Raw genomic sequence first — 16,266 nt, 5'->3', positions numbered from 1 at the left:
TCCCCTCGGCTCAGAAGATCGAAAGCAGGAATGGCTCCCAACGCTCGCCTCGACCACCGCAACCCCCTCGTGTTCGACACGCACGAGCTGGGTCGGCGTCCCGGTGCGCTGCAGCGGCTGTCCCGCACGATCGACGCTCCCAAGGACCTCGGTCTGCAGGAAGTCATCGGAGTGCCGGAAGGCGCCCCGGTGCAGCTGGAGCTCAGGCTCGAGTCGGTCATGGAAGGGGTGCTTGTCACAGGCACCGCCCGTGCACAGGCCCAGGGGGAGTGCGTAAGGTGTCTGGAGCCGCTCGAGCTCGATCTCGAAGCGGACTTCCAGGAGATGTTCTCGTACCCTGACGCCGACGACCGGGGCCGCCCAAAGGCGGAACCGGCCGACGACGCCGGGGAATCCGCAGAAAACGAGGACAGGCTCTTCATCGAGGACGGCCTGTTCGACCTCGAACCCGTGCTGCGGGACGCGGTGGTGCTCGCACTGCCGATGCAGCCGGTGTGCCAGGACGACTGCCCCGGCCTGTGCTCCGAGTGCGGAGCCCGGCTGGCGGACGACCCGGACCACCACCACGACGCCGTCGACATCCGTTGGGCGGCTTTGCAGGGACTCGCCGGTTCACTCGAAGACGGCGAGAAGGACGAGATGAGCGGCGCTGACGCGGAAGCGGGCGTCGACGAGAAGCAGGAGAAGTAGCCGTGGCTGTTCCGAAGCGGAAGATGTCGCGCAGCAACACGCGCCACCGCCGGTCGCAGTGGAAGGCTGCGGTCCCCACCCTGGTTGCGTGCGAGCGCTGCCACGAGCCCAAGCAGCAGCACATCGCGTGCCCGTCTTGCGGCACCTACAACAAGCGCCAGGTCCTCGAGGTCTGAGCGGCTGGTGAGAGGCACCGTGTCCACTGCCAAGAAGGCGGATGACGCCAAGGCGGACCCGTCCGCCAAGAAGAAAGCGGACAACACGGCCTCGTCCCACACGCTTCTGGAAGGGCGGCTCGGGTACAAGCTCGAGTCCGCCCTTCTGGTGCGTGCGCTGACCCACCGTTCGTACGCGTACGAGAACGGCGGTCTGCCGACCAACGAGCGGCTGGAGTTCCTCGGGGACTCCGTGCTCGGCCTGGTCGTCACGGACACGCTGTACACCACCCACCCCGACCTGCCCGAGGGCCAACTGGCCAAGCTGCGGGCCGCGGTGGTCAACTCGCGTGCGCTGGCGGAGGTCGGTCGCGGTCTCGACCTGGGCTCCTTCATCCGGCTCGGCCGGGGCGAAGAGGGCACGGGCGGCCGGGACAAGGCGTCCATCCTCGCCGACACCCTGGAAGCGGTGATCGGCGCGGTCTATCTCGACCAGGGCCTCGACGCGGCCTCCGAACTGGTGCACCGCCTGTTCGACCCGCTGATCGAGAAGTCCTCGAACCTCGGAGCCGGCCTGGACTGGAAGACCAGCCTCCAGGAGCTCACCGCGACCGAAGGGCTCGGCGTTCCCGAGTACCTGGTCTCGGAGACCGGCCCCGACCACGAGAAGACCTTCACTGCTGCCGCCCGCGTCGGAGGCGTCTCGTACGGCACCGGCACCGGCCGCAGCAAGAAGGAGGCGGAGCAGCAGGCCGCCGAGTCCGCCTGGCGGTCCATCCGGGCCGCAGCGGACGAGCGGGCCAAGAAGGCGGCCGAGCAGGCCGCCGTCGAGGCCGAGGAGGACGGCGAAGGCCCGACCTCCGTCTCCGCCTGACGAACAGCGCGTCCCGAGCGCCCGCCCTGTCCAGGGTGGGCGCTCGGTCCATCACCGGTCCGGTACGGGGGTCGTCATGCCCGAGTTGCCCGAGGTCGAGGTCGTCCGGCGCGGCCTCGAGCGGTGGGTCGCCCACCGTGTCGTCGCCGACGCCGAGGTGCTGCACCCGCGTGCCGTACGACGCCACGTCGCCGGCGCCGACGACTTCGCGCACCGCCTCAAGGGCCACCGCGTCGGCGTGCCGAGCCGTCGCGGCAAGTACCTGTGGCTGCCCCTGGAGGACACCCACCAGTCGGTCCTGGCGCACCTCGGCATGAGCGGCCAACTACTCGTCCAGCCGGTCACCGCCCCCGACGAGAAGCACCTGCGCATCCGCGTCCGCTTCGCCGACGACCTCTCCACCGAGCTCCGCTTCGTCGACCAACGCACCTTCGGCGGGCTGTCGTTGCACGAGACCACCCCCGACGGTCTGCCCGACGTCATCGCGCACATCGCCCGCGACCCCCTCGACCTGCTGTTCGACGACGAGGCCTTCCACCGGGCCCTGAGGCGCAAGCGCACGACGATCAAACGGGCCCTGCTGGACCAGTCGTTGATCAGCGGAGTCGGCAACATCTACGCGGACGAGGCCCTGTGGCGCGCCCGCGTCCACTACGAGCGCCCCACCGCCGGCTTCACCCGCCCCCGCACGGCCGAACTCCTGGGCCACGCACGGGACGTGATGAACGCGGCCCTCGCCGTCGGCGGCACCAGCTTCGACAGCCTGTACGTCAACGTCAACGGGGAGTCGGGCTACTTCGACCGGTCCCTCGACGCGTACGGCCGCGAGGGGCTGCCGTGCAAGAGGTGCGGTACGCCGATGCGCCGGCGCCCGTGGATGAACCGGTCCAGCTACTTCTGCCCGAAGTGTCAGAGGGCGCCGCGCGCCGTGTCGTAGCGCTCGCGGGAGGCCAGGACGTCGTCCATGCGGCCCTCCACCAGGTGGATGAGGTCCAGCAGCCGCTCGGCGACCTGGCGGCCGAGCGGGGTCAGCTCGTAGTCCACGCGGGGCGGGTTCGTCGGCTGGGCCTCGCGGTGCACCAGACCGTCGCGCTCCAGCGCGTGCAGGGTCTGGGAGAGCATCTTCTCGCTCACCCCGTCCACCCGGCGGCGCAGTTCGTTGAAGCGCAGCGAGCCCTCGAACAGCGCGCCCAGCGTGAGCGCGCCCCAGCGTCCCGTGACGTGCTCGAGGGTGCCGCGCGAGGGACACGCCTTGGCGAACACGTTGAACGGGAGGTCCTGCGCCGACGGGCGCTCCTGGGTGCGGTCCATACCACAAGCGTACGCGAACACAGCGCTAACGGCAGGGCTGCGCTAACTCTTGGTTAGCACCCGCCCCGGGGGAACATCAGTAGCCGAAGTCCTGCGTCCACCAGGGCCCGCCGGTCCCGAAGTGCACTCCGACCCCCAGGGTCTTGAAGTTGCAGTTCAGGATGTTCGCCCGGTGGCCGGGGCTGTTCATCCAGGCGTCCATCACCGCGGCCGCGTCGGCCTGGCCCCGGGCTATGTTCTCGCCGCCGAGGTTGCTGATGCCGAGCTTGGCGGCACGGTTCCACGGGGTGGCGCCACTGGGGTCGGTGTGGTCGAAGAAGCCGAGGGCGGCCATGGCGTCGCTGAAGTTCTCGGCCAGCTGGGACAGGGTGCTGTTGGCGGACAGCGCGCTGCAGCCGACCTTGGCCCGCTCCTGGTTGACCAGTTTGAGGACTTCCGCCTCGGCGGCGGTCCGGGCCGAGACCGTCACCGGCGCGGTGGCGGACTGCTTCGGCGGCGCGGTCGGCTTCTGCGAGGGCGTGGCCTGCGGCTTCTTGCTGGGCGTGGCCTGCGGCTTCCTCGTCGGCGCCTGGCTCGGCGCGGCCGCCGAGGCGGACGGCGTGGAGGGGGCCGGCGAAGGCGAGGCCGTGCGGTCGGCGTCGCGGCTCGTCGAGGACCCGTCGTCCCGGCCCTGGACGCTGCCGGAGGTGCCGCCCTGCGCGGTGGCCGAGTTGCTCGGCGAACTCGCGGCCTGCACCTTTCCGCCGCCCCCGCCGCCGAGCTTGTAGTTGTCGAGCCCGGGTATCGCGCCCGTGGCGACCGCGACCGTGCCGAGGGCCACCGCCGCGGAGACCCCGAGCAGACCGGTCTTCACCGGGGTCACGGTCCTCTTGCGGCGCCGGTGCGACTTCCCGTGCCCGCCGTCGGGCGTGAAGCCGTCCTCCGGGAAGACGGTGCGGTAGTCGTCCTCCGTGGCGAACAGGTACGCGGCGCTGCGCGCGGAGGTCTCGGAGTAGTCGTCGCCGTGCCGCAGGTACGGGGCCGTGCCCAGGGTGGGCGGGGCCTCGGCCCCGAAGGCCTCCGCCGGTTCATAGCTGTACGAGTACTTCCGGGGGTCGTAACTGCCCGCGTGCGAGCCGTTCCTCGCTGTGACCCCCGTGGCACGGCCCGTGGCGGCGCGGCCGGCGGCGGAGCGTCGGTGGCGTCCCATGTTCTGGCCTTCCTCGTCCTCGCGATCAACCCGCCCTATACGACCTTGCGGGTGATCCAACTCACTCCTTCGAGTGAGTTTCACATGAGTTTCACTGGGTGGGGACCGTACCGCATGGCGCCGGAGGAGGCTGTGTCGCGAGAGACATTGGCCGGTTAGGTTGCACCCATGAGCGAGGATGTGCGACTGGTCGCCTGGGTGCGGGGACGCGTCCAAGGTGTGGGTTTCCGCTGGTTCACGCGGGCCAAGGCCCTGGAGCTCGGGGGCCTGAGTGGTTTTGCTCTCAATTTGGGCGACGGCAGGGTCCAGGTGGTCGCGGAGGGCTCGCGGGAGTCATGTGAAGGACTGCTGGACTGGCTCCAGGGTGACGACACGCCCGGGCGCGTGGACGGCGTCACCGAGATCTGGGACACACCTCGCGGGGGTTACGACGGCTTCGCCATCCGCTGACCCCTTTCTGTAAAGAGGCCCAGGCGGAAGCGGAGGGACATGCCACCGGCACCTGCCGGGAGCAGAAAGGCGCTGGTGGTTGCCAAGAACCCCTTGCTCTGGCAGGCTCCGCACGTAAGGATGATCGCCACGCCCCGAGGGCCCCGTGCGAGTCGCAGCGCCGCCGCTTTCCGGCCGTGCGCGCCGGGTTGCCACCAATACGGGGCGTGATCGTGTTGACCGTCAAACTTTTTGGTGAGACGCTGAAAGCACCCCGCGCACCTTAGCTGTTTGGCATGGACGAACGGCAGCATGAACTCAAAAGTGTCAAGCACCGCGGGTGCGATTCCCTCACGACCCACACCGCTTCGGTCGGTCACTCAGTGTGGAGGACCATCCATCATGGCAAAGGCGCTTCTCGGTTACGTCGGCGGCTCCGACCCTCGACTCCTCGCCGAGATGCGACGGCTCCAGCAGCGCGTCCAGGACCTGGAATCCGAGCTCGTACGGATCCAGGCGGAGAACGACGCGCTCGCGGCTGCCGCTTCTCACGACAGGATCATGGAGAGCATCGACGCACACCAGGCGGAGCCTGCGCTCACCTGATCACTGCATCGCACGACGACAGCAGTGGTTGGGCCGCCCGTCACAACCGCTAAGTTGTCAGAGTTTGCAAGGGACGCTTCGGCGTCCCTTCTTTCTTTCCCCCGCATCCCTTCACCTTCTTCAACGTTTGATGTGCCCTGCATGTTCAACGGTGAAACCGCGGGAGACAGCACGTTCATGGAGTGAGACACCCCCGGAAGGTAGAGTCCAGCGGCGTGCACCTCAAGGCCCTGACCCTCCGCGGGTTCAAGTCGTTCGCCTCGGCGACCACGCTCCGGTTCGAGCCGGGGATCACGTGCGTCGTCGGACCGAACGGCTCGGGCAAGTCCAACGTCGTCGACGCCCTCAGCTGGGTGATGGGCGAGCAGGGCGCCAAGTCGCTGCGCGGCGGCAAGATGGAGGACGTCATCTTCGCCGGCACCACCGGGCGTCCGCCACTCGGCCGAGCCGAGGTTTCGCTGACCATCGACAACTCCGACGGGGCGCTGCCCATCGAGTACGCCGAGGTCACCATCACGCGGATCATGTTCCGCAACGGCGGCAGCGAATACCAGATCAACGGCGACACCTGCCGCCTCCTCGACATCCAGGAACTCCTCTCCGACTCCGGCATCGGCCGCGAGATGCACGTCATCGTCGGCCAGGGCCAGCTCGACTCCGTCCTGCACGCCGACCCCATGGGCCGCCGCGCCTTCATCGAGGAGGCGGCCGGCGTCCTCAAGCACCGCAAGCGCAAGGAGAAGGCGCTGCGCAAGCTGGACGCGATGCAGGCCAACCTCGCGCGCGTGCAGGACCTCACGGACGAACTCCGCCGCCAGCTCAAGCCGCTTGGCCGCCAGGCCGCCGTCGCGCGCAGGGCCGCCGTCATCCAGGCCGACCTCCGCGACGCCCGCCTCCGCCTCCTCGCCGACGATCTCGTACGCCTGCGGGAGGCGCTCCAGGCCGAGGTCGCGGACGAGGCCGCGCTGAAGGAACGCAAGGAGGCCGCCGAGCAGGAGCTGAAGCGGGCCCTGCAGCGGGAGGCACACCTCGAGGACGAGGTCCGCCGGCTCACCCCGCGCCTCCAGCGCGCCCAGCAGACCTGGTACGAACTCTCCCAGCTCGCCGAACGTGTCCGCGGCACCATCTCGCTGGCCGACGCGCGTGTGAAGAGCGCCACCTCCGCGCCCCCCGAGGAGCGGCGGGGCCGCGACCCCGAGGACATGGAGCGCGAGGCCGCCCGGATCCGCGAGCAGGAGGCCGAGCTGGAGGCGGCCCTGGAGGCGGCCGAACGCGCGCTGGAGGACACCGTCACGCACCGCTCCGAACTGGAGCGTTCGCTCGCGCAGGAGGAACGGCGCCTGAAGGACGTGGCCCGTGCCATCGCCGACCGCCGCGAAGGGCTCGCCCGTCTGGGCGGCCAGGTCAACGCGGCCCGTTCGCGCGCCGCCTCCGCCCAGGCGGAGATCGACCGCCTGGCCGCAGCGCGCGACGAGGCACAGGAACGCGCGGTCCAGGCGCAGGAGGAGTACGAGGCACTGAAGGCCGAGGTCGACGGCCTGGACGCCGGCGACGCCGAACTGGGAGACCAGCACGAGGCGGCCAAGCAGCACCTGGCGGAGGCGGAGGCGGCCCTGTCGGCGGCCCGCGAGGCGGCGACGACGGCGGAACGCAAACGCGCCGCGACCCAGGCCCGCCACGAGGCACTGGCCCTCGGCTTGCGCCGCAAGGACGGTACGGGCGCCCTCCTGACGGCGAAGGACCGCCTCTCCGGCTTGCTGGGCCCAGCGGCAGAACTGCTGACCATCACCCCGGGCTACGAGGTCCCGTTGGCGGCGGCGTTCGGCGCGGCGGCGGACGCGATCGCGGTGACATCACCGTCAGCGGCGGCGGACGCCATCCGCCTCCTGCGCAAACAGGACGCGGGCCGGGCGTCGCTGCTGTTGGCGGGGGGCCCGGAGCAGCCAACCGCAGGGGACGCCCCCGTAGGGGGCGCGGGGCTGCATCACCTTGCGGCTCCTCAACACGCGGCAGACCTCGTCCGCGGTCCTTCGGACCTGATGCCGGCAGTCCGCCGCCTCCTCCACGGCATCGTCGTCGTCCCCACCCTCGAAGACGCCGAGGAACTGGTCTACTCGCGCCCCCACCTCACCGCCGTCACCGCCGAAGGCGACCTTCTCGGCGCCCACTTCGCCCACGGCGGCTCCGCAGGCGCCCCCAGCCTCCTCGAGGTACAGGCCTCCGTCGACGAGGCAGCCGCAGAACTCGAGGAACTGGCCCTCCGCTGCGAGGAGCTGACCGAGGCCCAGCACGCCGCCCAGGAGCACCGCAGGGAATGCGCCGCCCGCGTCGAGGAGCTGGCCGACCGCCGCCGAGCCGCCGACCGCGAGAAGTCGGCCGTGGCCCAGCAGCTCGGCCGCCTCGCGGGACAGGCCCGAGGAGCCGCCGGCGAGGCCGAACGTTCCGTCGCGGCAGCGACCCGCGCCCAGGAAGCCCTCGACAAGGCCCGCCAGGAGGCCGAGGAACTCGCCGAACGACTGGCCGTGGCCGAGGAGATGCCCGTCGAGGAGGAACCCGACACCTCCGTGCGCGACCGCCTCGCCGCCGACGGCGCCAACGCCCGCCAGACGGAGATGGAGGCCCGCCTCCAGGTCCGTACGCACGAGGAACGCGTCAAGGGCCTCGCCGGCCGCGCCGACTCCCTCGACCGTGCCGCCCGCGCGGAGCGCGACGCACGCGCGCGTGCCGAGCAGCGGCGGGCCCGGCTGCGCCACGAGGCGGCCGTCGCCGAAGCCGTAGCGGCCGGCGCCCGCCAACTGCTCGCGCACGTCGAGGTCTCGCTCACCCGCGCCGACGAGGAGCGCACCGCCGCCGAGGCCGCCAAGGCGCAGCGCGAGCAGGAGCTGACCGCGGCCCGCGCCGCCGGCCGCGACCTGAAGGCCGAGCTCGACAAGCTCACCGACTCCGTGCACCGCGGCGAGGTGCTCGGCGCGGAGAAGCGGATGCGGATCGAGCAACTGGAGACCAAGGCGCTGGAGGAACTGGGCGTCGAACCGGCGGGTCTCGTCTCCGAGTACGGCCCGCACCAGCTCGTACCGCCGTCGCCGCCCGCCGAGGGCGAGGAGCTGCCCGAGGACCCGGAACACCCGCGCAACCAGCCGAAGCAGTTTCACCGGGCCGAACAGGAGCGGCGGCTCAAGGCGGCCGAGCGGGCCTACCAGCAGCTCGGCAAGGTCAACCCGCTCGCGCTCGAGGAGTTCGCCGCGCTGGAGGAGCGGCACAAGTTCCTCAGCGAGCAGTTGGAGGACCTGAAGAAGACCCGCGCCGACCTGCTTCAGGTGGTGAAGGAGGTCGACGAGCGCGTCGAACAGGTCTTCACCGACGCCTACCGCGACACCGCACGCGAGTTCGAGGGCGTCTTCAGTCGCCTTTTCCCCGGCGGCGAGGGCCGGCTGATCCTGACCGACCCCGACAACATGCTCACCACGGGCGTCGACGTCGAGGCACGGCCGCCGGGCAAGAAGGTCAAGCGCCTGTCCCTGCTCTCCGGCGGCGAGCGGTCGCTGACCGCCGTGGCGCTGCTGGTGTCGATCTTCAAGGCGCGCCCGAGCCCGTTCTACGTCATGGACGAGGTCGAGGCCGCCCTCGACGACACCAACCTCCAGCGGCTCATCCGCATCATGCAGGAGCTGCAGGAGGCCTCGCAGCTGATCGTGATCACGCACCAGAAGCGCACGATGGAGGTCGCCGACGCGCTGTACGGCGTCTCCATGCAGGGCGACGGCGTGTCGAAGGTCATCAGCCAGCGGCTGCGCTGACCTCTCTCGGACTCCGCCGCGCTCTGTCAGTCAAACGGTCACGCGATCTTCAAGAAGTGAACACATTTCCCTTAATCACGTCTCAAAGGTCACACAGACGGCCCCCTTGACTTCGAAACTTGAAGGCATAGTCTCGGCAACGTTGCCTTTACCTTCAGATACCACCTATCTGGAGGCGCGGACCCGTCCGGCAGCGTTGCCGGTGCCCGAGGAGTTGAACGTGACCAGCACAGCGCAGGCACAGAAGTCAGGAGCCGGCACGGCTCATCCCGATCATCTCGGGCACGTCATCTTCATCGCGGCGGCGGCCGCGATGGGCGGTTTCCTCTTCGGCTACGACAGCTCCGTGATCAACGGCGCCGTCGAGGCCATCCGGAGCCGCTACGACGTCGGCTCCGCTGCCCTGGCCCAGGTCATCGCCATCGCCCTGATCGGCTGCGCCGTCGGCGCCGCGTACGCCGGCCGGATCGCCGACCGCATCGGCCGCATCCGGGTCATGCAGATCGCCGCCGTGCTGTTCACCGTCAGCGCCGTCGGCTCGGCGCTGCCCTTCGCGCTCTGGGACTTCGCCCTCTGGCGTGTGGTCGGCGGCTTCGCCATCGGCATGGCCTCCGTCATCGGCCCCGCCTACATCGCCGAGGTCGCCCCGCCCGCCTACCGCGGCCGCCTCGGCTCCTTCCAGCAGGCCGCGATCGTCATCGGCATCGCCATATCCCAGCTGGTCAACTGGGGCCTGCTCAACGCGGCCGGCGGCGACCAGCGCGGCAAGCTGATGGGCCTGGAGGCCTGGCAGGTCATGCTCGGCGTGATGGTCGTCCCGGCCGTGCTCTACGGCCTGCTCTCCTTCGCCATCCCCGAGTCCCCGCGCTTCCTGCTCTCCGCCGGCCGGCGGGAGCGCGCCAAGGAGATCCTCGCCGAGGTCGAGGGCGACATCGATCTGGACGCCCGCGTCGCCGAGATCGAGCAGGCGATGAGGAGCGAGCACCGGTCCACGTTCAAGGACCTGCTCGGCGGTGGGTTCTTCTTCAAGCCGATCGTCTGGATCGGCATCGGCCTGTCCGTCTTCCAGCAGTTCGTCGGCATCAACGTCGCGTTCTACTACTCCTCGACGCTGTGGCAGTCGGTCGGCGTCGACCCGACGGACTCCTTCTTCTACTCCTTCACGACGTCGATCATCAACATCCTCGGCACCGTGATCGCCATGATCTTCGTGGACCGGATCGGCCGCAAGCCGCTGGCCCTGATCGGCTCGGCCGGCATGGTCGTCGGCCTGGCACTGGAGGCCTGGGCGTTCTCGTACCACCTGGTCGACGGCAAGCTGCCGGCCGCGCAGGGCTGGACCGCGCTGATCGCCGCGCACGTCTTCGTGCTCTTCTTCGCCCTGTCCTGGGGTGTGGTCGTCTGGGTCATGCTCGGCGAGATGTTCCCGAACCGGATCCGCGCCGCCGCGCTGGGCGTGGCCGCCTCCGCCCAGTGGATCGCCAACTGGGCCATCACCGCGAGCTTCCCGTCCCTGTCCGACTGGAACCTCTCCGCGACCTACGTGATCTACACGGTCTTCGCCGCGCTCTCCATCCCGTTCGTCCTGAAGTTCGTGAAGGAGACCAAGGGCAAGGCGCTGGAGGAGATGGGCTGAGCGCCCGTACGACCCGGGGAGAGGGGCCCATCCCCCCCGCCGCCCCTCTCCCCGTGACCGTCACCGCGGGACGTACCGCCCCGGCTCACTCATCGAGCCGGGGCAGTACGTCCTCGCAGAACAACCGCAGGCTCCGCCATCCCTCCGCCACCGGCATCCCGCCCGACAGCGGATGCAGGACGAGGTTGTCGAGCCCCTGGGCCACGCACTCGTTGGGCGTGAGGATGCGGTAGACGCCCTCGGCGCGCAGTTCGTCGACGGTCGTGGCGGCCGACTTCACCGCCGAGGCGATGTCCCCGGACTGCCAGGAGGCGTAGGTGCGGGCCTCGTGCAGGAAGTGGGAGCCGTACTCGGCCCAGGCCCGGTCCGGGTCCTCGGCGATGTGCAGCAGCGGGGTCTCGGCGGTCGGCATCATGGTCCAGCCCTCGGTGCCGTACTCGACGAGCCGTTCCTTGTAGTACGCCTCCAGCTCAGGGAGGTGGGCGCTGGGGAAGAAAGGGAGGCCGAGGCGGGCGGCCCGGCGGGCGGCGGCCCGGGAGGAGCCGCCGACCAGGAGCAGGGGGTGCGGCTCGGTGAAGGGGCGCGGGGTGATACGTACGGTACGGCCGCGGTAGGTGAAGGGCTCGCCGGTCCAGGCCTTCAGGAGCGTCTCCAGCACCTCGTCCTGGATCCTCCCGCGGCGCTTCCACTCCACGTCGAACAGGGCGTACTCCTCCGGCCGGTACCCGATCCCCGCGACCGTGACCAGCCGGCCGCCGCTGAGCAGGTCCAGGACGGCGATCTCCTCCGCCAGCCGCAGCGGGTCGTGCAGCGGACCGATGATCGCGGAGACGGTCACGGCGATCCGCCGGGTCGCGCCGAAGACCGCACCCGCGAAGGCGAACGGCGAGGGCAGCCAGTTGTTGTCGACGCCGTGGTGCTCCTCGGTCTGCACCGTGGTGACGCCGTGCTCGTCGGCGTAGGCCGCCATGTCCACGGCGGCCCGGTAGCGGGCACCGAGGGTTGCGGGGGTGGCACCGGGTTCGACGAGGTTGAAACGGACGACCGTGACGGCCATGGGAGTCCCCTTCGGCGGGCGGCTGCTGCGGGGGGAGGTTAGCTGACGGTATGTCAGATCACCATGCCGAGGGGCGGGCCGATAGGGAGAGAGGGACGCCCCCGCCGGGCTTTAGGCCGACGTGAGGCCGGATCGCGGGCCGGCCCGACCCGGCGGGACCGCATCCCACGCACGAGAAACGAAGGTGCGAGGCCGGGTCACGCCATACTGGACGAGTTATGGAAACCGTCATCCTTGCTGTAGTCATCGCCGTGGTCGTGCTCGCTGCGCTCGGCGGGCTCGTCGTCGGCAGCCGCCGGAAGAAGTCGCTGCCCCCGCCGCCCCCCTCCGCGCCCGACATCACCGCCCCGCCGGCCGAGCCGCACGTCGGCGACGAGGCCGAGACCCCCCGCGACGAACCGCGCCGGACGATAGAGGAGGTGGATCTCCCGGACGGCTCGGCGCCGACCACCGTCGCGGAACCGCCGGCTCTGGAAGTCCCCGAGATCGAGGTGCCCGAGCCGACCGCCGGCCGGCTCGTCCGCCTCCGTGCCCGCCTGTCCCGCTCCCAGAACGCGCTCGGCAAGGGGCTGCTCGCGCTCCTGTCGCGCGAGCACCTCGACGAGGACACCTGGGAGGAGATCGAGGACATCCTGCTCACCGCCGACGTCGGCGTGGCCCCCACCCAGGAGCTGGTCGAGGGCCTGCGGGAACGCGTGAAGGTGCTCGGCACCCGTACCCCCGAGGAACTGCGCGGCCTGCTGCGCGAGGAGCTGCTCAAGCTGGTCGGCACCGACATGGACCGCACGGTCAGGACCGAGCCCGAGACCAGCAAGCCCGGCATCGTGATGGTCGTCGGCGTCAACGGCACCGGCAAGACCACCACCACCGGCAAGCTCGCCCGCGTCCTGGTGGCCGACGGGCGCACCGTGGTGCTGGGCGCCGCGGACACCTTCCGCGCGGCCGCCGCCGACCAGCTGCAGACCTGGGGCGAGCGGGTCGGTGCCTACACCGTGCGCGGGCCCGAGGCCGGCGACCCCGCCTCCGTCGCCTTCGACGCGGTGAAGGAGGGCAAGGAGATGGGCGTGGACGTGGTGCTCATCGACACCGCCGGGCGACTGCACACCAAGACCGGCCTCATGGACGAGCTGGGCAAGGTCAAGCGGGTCGTGGAGAAGCATGCCCCGCTGGACGAGGTGCTGCTGGTGCTGGACGCGACCACCGGGCAGAACGGCCTGGTGCAGGCCCGCGTCTTCGCCGAGGTCGTCGATATCACCGGCATCGTCCTCACCAAGCTCGACGGCACTGCCAAGGGCGGCATCGTCGTGGCGGTCCAGCGCGAGCTGGGCGTTCCGGTCAAGCTGGTGGGTCTGGGCGAGGGCGTGGACGACCTGGCGCCCTTCGAGCCGGAGGCGTTCGTGGATGCGCTTATCGGTGACTGAGCACCGGGTAGATTTACCCACTGGGTTTCGAGAAGCCCGGGCTTCAAGAAGCGCCCGCCCCAAGGTGCAGTTGGGAGCGGGCGCTTCGCTGTGTGCGCCGGGTGGGTACGGCTAGGCGCGCGAGCGGTGGGCGACGTACGCCAATGTTCCCAGCAGGAGGCGGGCGGCCGGTGGGCTGGTCGCCGAGTCCAGGGCCGGGGGGCGCAGCCAGCGGACCGGGCCGAGGCCGCCGCGGTCCGAGGGCGGGGCCGTGATGTGGGTGCCCGGGCCCAGGCCCCGCAGGTCCAGGGAGGTCGGGTCGTCCCAGCCCATGCGGTACAGGAGCTCGGGCAGTTCGGCGGCGGCGCCGGGGGCGACGAAGAAGTGGGCGCGGCCCTCGGGGGTGGCAGTGACCGGGCCGAGGGGGAGGCCCATGCGTTCGAGCCGGACGAGGGCGCGCTGCCCGGCGGGCTCGGCGACCTCGATGACGTCGAAGGCCCGGCCGACCGGCAGCATCACCGCGGCGCCGGGGAACTCGCCCCAGGCCCTGGACACTTCGTCGAGGGTGGCGCCGGCCGGCACCCGGGGCGCGAAGTCGAGGGGGTGCGCGCCCGGCGCGGGGCAGTCCCCGCGGCCGCAGGAACACGCGCCGCCCGCGGCCCGCGCGCCCGCCACCACGTCCCAGCCCCAGAGTCCGGTGTACTCGGCGACGGCGGTGCTGCACTCCGAGGAACGGCCGCGCCTGCGCGCGCCGGAGCGGATCTCCCGGATGCCGCCGATCGTGAAGCCCATGCCCCCTCCAACGTGTCCGACGCGTCGATGGTTACGACACGAATCCGGAACGTCACCCTCTGTGGTGTCGACTCACCCGCTCCGTGCGGTCCGGGCGGCGCTCCGAGGTGCCCCGGGTGGTGAACTCGGCGACGTGCGCCCCTGAGTGCATCGCTCCGCCTACTCCCGGCCGTCCTATGTCAAGTGAATCGCGTGTCGGCGACCGTGAGTTCATTCGAAGGGGTGGCGAATGGTGGCGTTTCGGGGATCGCCATGGCCGGACGCGTGATCGTAGGATTACTTTGAGTGCACGAGTCCTGGGGGCACATGCACTCGTGGGTATGCCGGAGGCAACTCGGCATCCCGTTCTAAGGGTGAGAACCGGCGGACGGGCGGCCGTATTTACCGGCATTCTGATAGGGCTTGGCGCACTCAGCGACAAGTGGTCTCAGGAATGGGGGCGTTCCAGTGAGCGGCAACGGCGGAAGCGGGGCGACCGCGACCAGCACGGACAAGCGCCCGAACGAACTGCTCGCGTCATGGTTCGTGCGCAGCGGCTGGTCGAAGGGCGAACTCGCCCGTCAAGTCAACCGCCGGGCCCGCCAGTTGGGCGCCAACCACATCTCCACGGACACCTCCCGGGTGCGCCGCTGGCTGGACGGCGAGAACCCCCGCGAACCCATCCCCAGGATCCTGTCCGAGCTGTTCTCCGAGCGCTTCGGCTGCGTGGTCTCCGTCGAGGACCTCGGCCTGCGCGCGGCACGCCAGTCACCGTCCGTGTCCGGCGTCGACCTGCCCTGGACGGGCCCGCAGACAGTGGCCCTGCTCAGCGAGTTCTCGCGCAGCGACCTCATGCTGGCGCGGCGCGGCTTCCTCGGGAGCTCGCTGGTGCTGTCGGCGGGCCCGTCCCTCATCGAGCCGATGCAGCGCTGGCTGGTGCCCGCGCCGCAGTCCACGCAGCCGGAGCCCGAGCCCGCCAGCCGCGCCCGCGGCCGGCTCTCCAAGCCCGAGCTGGAGCTCCTCGAGTCGACCACGGTGATGTTCCGACAGTGGGACGCCCAGTGCGGCGGCGGTCTGCGCCGCAAGGCGGTCGTCGGCCAGCTGCACGAGGTGACCGACCTGCTTCAGGAGCCCCAGCCCGAGCAGACCACCCGCAAGCTGTTCAAGGTCGCCGCGGAGCTCGCCGAGCTGGCCGGGTGGATGTCGTACGACGTGGGACTGCAGCCCACCGCCCAGAAGTACTTCGTACTCGCCCTGCACGCCGCCAAGGAGGCCGGCGACAAGCCGCTCGGCTCGTACGTCCTGTCCAGCATGAGCCGCCAGATGATCCACCTGGGCCGGCCCGACGACGCGCTGGAGCTGATCCACCTCGCGCAGTACGGCAGCCGGGACTGCGCGAGCCCGCGCACCCAGGCGATGCTGTATGCGATGGAGGCCCGCGCCTACGCCAACATGGGCCAGCCAGGCAAGTGCAAGCGGGCGGTCCGGATGGCCGAGGACACCTTCGCCGACGTGGACGAGTGGGACGACCCGGACCCCGACTGGATCCGCTTCTTCTCCGAGGCCGAGCTGTACGGCGAGAACAGCCACTCCTTCCGCGACCTCGCCTATGTCGCCGGCCGCAGCCCCACCTACGCCTCGCTGGCCGAGCCCCTGATGCAGCGGGCCGTCGAGCTGTTCGCCGCGGACAGCGAGCACCAGCGGTCGTACGCACTCAACCTCATCGGCATGGCCACCGTGCACCTGCTGCGGCGCGAGCCGGAGCAGAGCGCGGTGCTGGCCAAGCGGGCCATGCACATCGCGAAGAAGGTCCGCTCCGAGCGCGTCAACACTCGTATCCGAAAGACGGTCGACACGGCCGTACGCGACTTCGGGGACCTGGCCGAGGTCGTCGACCTCACCGAGAAGCTCGCCGTCGAACTCCCGGAGAACGCCGAAGCGGTCTGAAACGCCCAGGAAAACCCGCGAACCCCGGCTGCGGCCGGCCCTCCCGAACTGCCCGACTCGGCTCCCCCATGCCAGGTCGTCGGAAGGCCGCCCGCGGCCGGTTTCGGCCCCTCTGTGCGCCTGAACCGGCGCCGCTCTCGCGGACGTGGCTGATCGCCGCGGGGGTTGCTCAATCGATGGTTGCGGCCGCCGTCGCGGAGATTGCGTCACCATAACGATCGGCATGCGCAGATTCCGGCAGTTCATCTATGCGTAACACGGCAGGCGTCTTCGTCACTCCGGTGAAACAAGCAGGGGCTTCCACCGAAACCGCGCTGCGTCAATCTCATGGCGCATAACCGGCCCACCCCTCATGACCGGACCGCTCACACGCTCCGACCCGCACGGGGCCGTACAACCGACGA

At 70.5% G+C, this 16,266-nt stretch carries 14 protein-coding genes; 10 read left to right on the top strand and 4 right to left on the bottom strand.

Annotated features, from left to right (window positions below):
• Positions 1-30 precede the first annotated feature (30 nt).
• From ACIRVK_RS13955 to mutM, 4 genes are all read left to right on the top strand, one after another.
• Positions 31-690, top strand: coding sequence for a YceD family protein (locus ACIRVK_RS13955; protein WP_404246555.1), 660 nt, complete (start codon positions 31-33; stop codon positions 688-690).
• A 2-nt stretch (positions 691-692) separates the two neighbouring features.
• Positions 693-866, top strand: coding sequence for a 50S ribosomal protein L32 (gene rpmF, locus ACIRVK_RS13950; RefSeq protein ID WP_003951102.1), 174 nt, complete (start codon positions 693-695; stop codon positions 864-866).
• Positions 867-873: 7 nt separating this feature from the next.
• Positions 874-1,719, top strand: coding sequence for a ribonuclease III (gene rnc, locus ACIRVK_RS13945; protein ID WP_404246553.1), 846 nt, complete (start codon positions 874-876; stop codon positions 1,717-1,719).
• 76 nt (positions 1,720-1,795) lie between these two features.
• The gene (mutM, locus tag ACIRVK_RS13940) at positions 1,796-2,656 is read left to right on the top strand and encodes a bifunctional DNA-formamidopyrimidine glycosylase/DNA-(apurinic or apyrimidinic site) lyase (RefSeq protein ID WP_404246551.1); all 861 of its coding nucleotides are present in this window, start codon (positions 1,796-1,798) and stop codon (positions 2,654-2,656) included.
• On the opposite strand, the gene ACIRVK_RS13935 is transcribed toward mutM, so the two are convergent.
• Entirely contained in the window at positions 2,629-3,030 is a 402-nt protein-coding gene (locus ACIRVK_RS13935; protein WP_404246549.1) for a winged helix-turn-helix transcriptional regulator, read from the bottom strand. The genes mutM and ACIRVK_RS13935 overlap by 28 nt on opposite strands.
• A 76-nt stretch (positions 3,031-3,106) precedes the next feature.
• Entirely contained in the window at positions 3,107-4,219 is a 1,113-nt protein-coding gene (locus ACIRVK_RS13930) for a CAP domain-containing protein (protein ID WP_404246547.1), read from the bottom strand.
• Between the two features lie 168 nt (positions 4,220-4,387).
• Between ACIRVK_RS13930 and ACIRVK_RS13925 the strand changes: the two genes are divergently transcribed.
• The 4 genes from ACIRVK_RS13925 to ACIRVK_RS13910 all read left to right on the top strand — a co-directional run bounded on the left by ACIRVK_RS13925 (position 4,388) and on the right by ACIRVK_RS13910 (position 10,687).
• Positions 4,388-4,669, top strand: a complete 282-nt coding sequence (locus ACIRVK_RS13925; protein ID WP_404246545.1) for an acylphosphatase — start codon at positions 4,388-4,390, stop codon at positions 4,667-4,669.
• A 381-nt stretch (positions 4,670-5,050) separates the two neighbouring features.
• A complete protein-coding gene (locus tag ACIRVK_RS13920; RefSeq protein ID WP_016432419.1) occupies positions 5,051-5,254 on the top strand; it encodes a hypothetical protein in 204 nt (67 codons plus the stop codon).
• A gap of 215 nt (positions 5,255-5,469) precedes the next feature.
• Positions 5,470-9,051, top strand: coding sequence for a chromosome segregation protein SMC (gene smc, locus ACIRVK_RS13915; protein ID WP_404246543.1), 3,582 nt, complete (start codon positions 5,470-5,472; stop codon positions 9,049-9,051).
• Positions 9,052-9,271: 220 nt separating this feature from the next.
• Complete coding sequence (locus tag ACIRVK_RS13910; RefSeq protein ID WP_404246541.1) at positions 9,272-10,687, top strand: sugar porter family MFS transporter; 1,416 nt, start codon at positions 9,272-9,274, stop codon at positions 10,685-10,687.
• A gap of 85 nt (positions 10,688-10,772) precedes the next feature.
• Here the strand turns inward: ACIRVK_RS13910 and ACIRVK_RS13905 are convergent, their stop codons facing one another.
• Positions 10,773-11,744 (bottom strand): LLM class flavin-dependent oxidoreductase, encoded by a 972-nt coding sequence (locus tag ACIRVK_RS13905; RefSeq protein WP_404246539.1) that lies wholly within the window; start codon positions 11,742-11,744, stop codon positions 10,773-10,775.
• A 218-nt stretch (positions 11,745-11,962) separates the two neighbouring features.
• Between ACIRVK_RS13905 and ftsY the strand changes: the two genes are divergently transcribed.
• Positions 11,963-13,165, top strand: a complete 1,203-nt coding sequence (ftsY, locus tag ACIRVK_RS13900) for a signal recognition particle-docking protein FtsY (RefSeq protein ID WP_404246537.1) — start codon at positions 11,963-11,965, stop codon at positions 13,163-13,165.
• 111 nt (positions 13,166-13,276) lie between these two features.
• On the opposite strand, the gene ACIRVK_RS13895 is transcribed toward ftsY, so the two are convergent.
• Positions 13,277-13,936 carry a bifunctional DNA primase/polymerase gene (locus ACIRVK_RS13895; protein ID WP_404246535.1) on the bottom strand — a complete coding sequence of 220 codons (660 nt, stop codon included), beginning with the start codon at positions 13,934-13,936 and terminating at the stop codon, positions 13,277-13,279.
• A gap of 447 nt (positions 13,937-14,383) precedes the next feature.
• Between ACIRVK_RS13895 and ACIRVK_RS13890 the strand changes: the two genes are divergently transcribed.
• Complete coding sequence (locus ACIRVK_RS13890) at positions 14,384-15,862, top strand: hypothetical protein (protein WP_404246534.1); 1,479 nt, start codon at positions 14,384-14,386, stop codon at positions 15,860-15,862.
• The last annotated feature ends 404 nt before the right edge of the window (positions 15,863-16,266 follow it).

Source organism: Streptomyces sp. NPDC101152 (assembly GCF_044768275.1).
In the GTDB taxonomy this organism is placed as follows: domain Bacteria; phylum Actinomycetota; class Actinomycetes; order Streptomycetales; family Streptomycetaceae; genus Streptomyces.
The sequence above is the reverse complement of the archived record's forward strand: the minus strand, read 5'-3'. Positions and strand labels throughout refer to the sequence as shown.

Bases quoted from the DNA above. Each gene is read 5' to 3' on its own strand.
- ACIRVK_RS13955 (WP_404246555.1), top strand. From the start codon at position 31: ATGGCTCCCAACGCTCGCCTCGACCACCGCAACCCCCTCGTGTTCGAC.
- mutM (WP_404246551.1), top strand. From the start codon at position 1,796: ATGCCCGAGTTGCCCGAGGTCGAGGTCGTCCGGCGCGGCCTCGAGCGG.
- ACIRVK_RS13935 (WP_404246549.1), bottom strand. From the start codon at position 3,030: ATGGACCGCACCCAGGAGCGCCCGTCGGCGCAGGACCTCCCGTTCAAC.
- ACIRVK_RS13930 (WP_404246547.1), bottom strand. From the start codon at position 4,219: ATGGGACGCCACCGACGCTCCGCCGCCGGCCGCGCCGCCACGGGCCGT.
- ACIRVK_RS13925 (WP_404246545.1), top strand. From the start codon at position 4,388: ATGAGCGAGGATGTGCGACTGGTCGCCTGGGTGCGGGGACGCGTCCAA.
- ACIRVK_RS13920 (WP_016432419.1), top strand. From the start codon at position 5,051: ATGGCAAAGGCGCTTCTCGGTTACGTCGGCGGCTCCGACCCTCGACTC.
- ACIRVK_RS13905 (WP_404246539.1), bottom strand. From the start codon at position 11,744: ATGGCCGTCACGGTCGTCCGTTTCAACCTCGTCGAACCCGGTGCCACC.
- ftsY (WP_404246537.1), top strand. From the start codon at position 11,963: ATGGAAACCGTCATCCTTGCTGTAGTCATCGCCGTGGTCGTGCTCGCT.
- ACIRVK_RS13895 (WP_404246535.1), bottom strand. From the start codon at position 13,936: ATGGGCTTCACGATCGGCGGCATCCGGGAGATCCGCTCCGGCGCGCGC.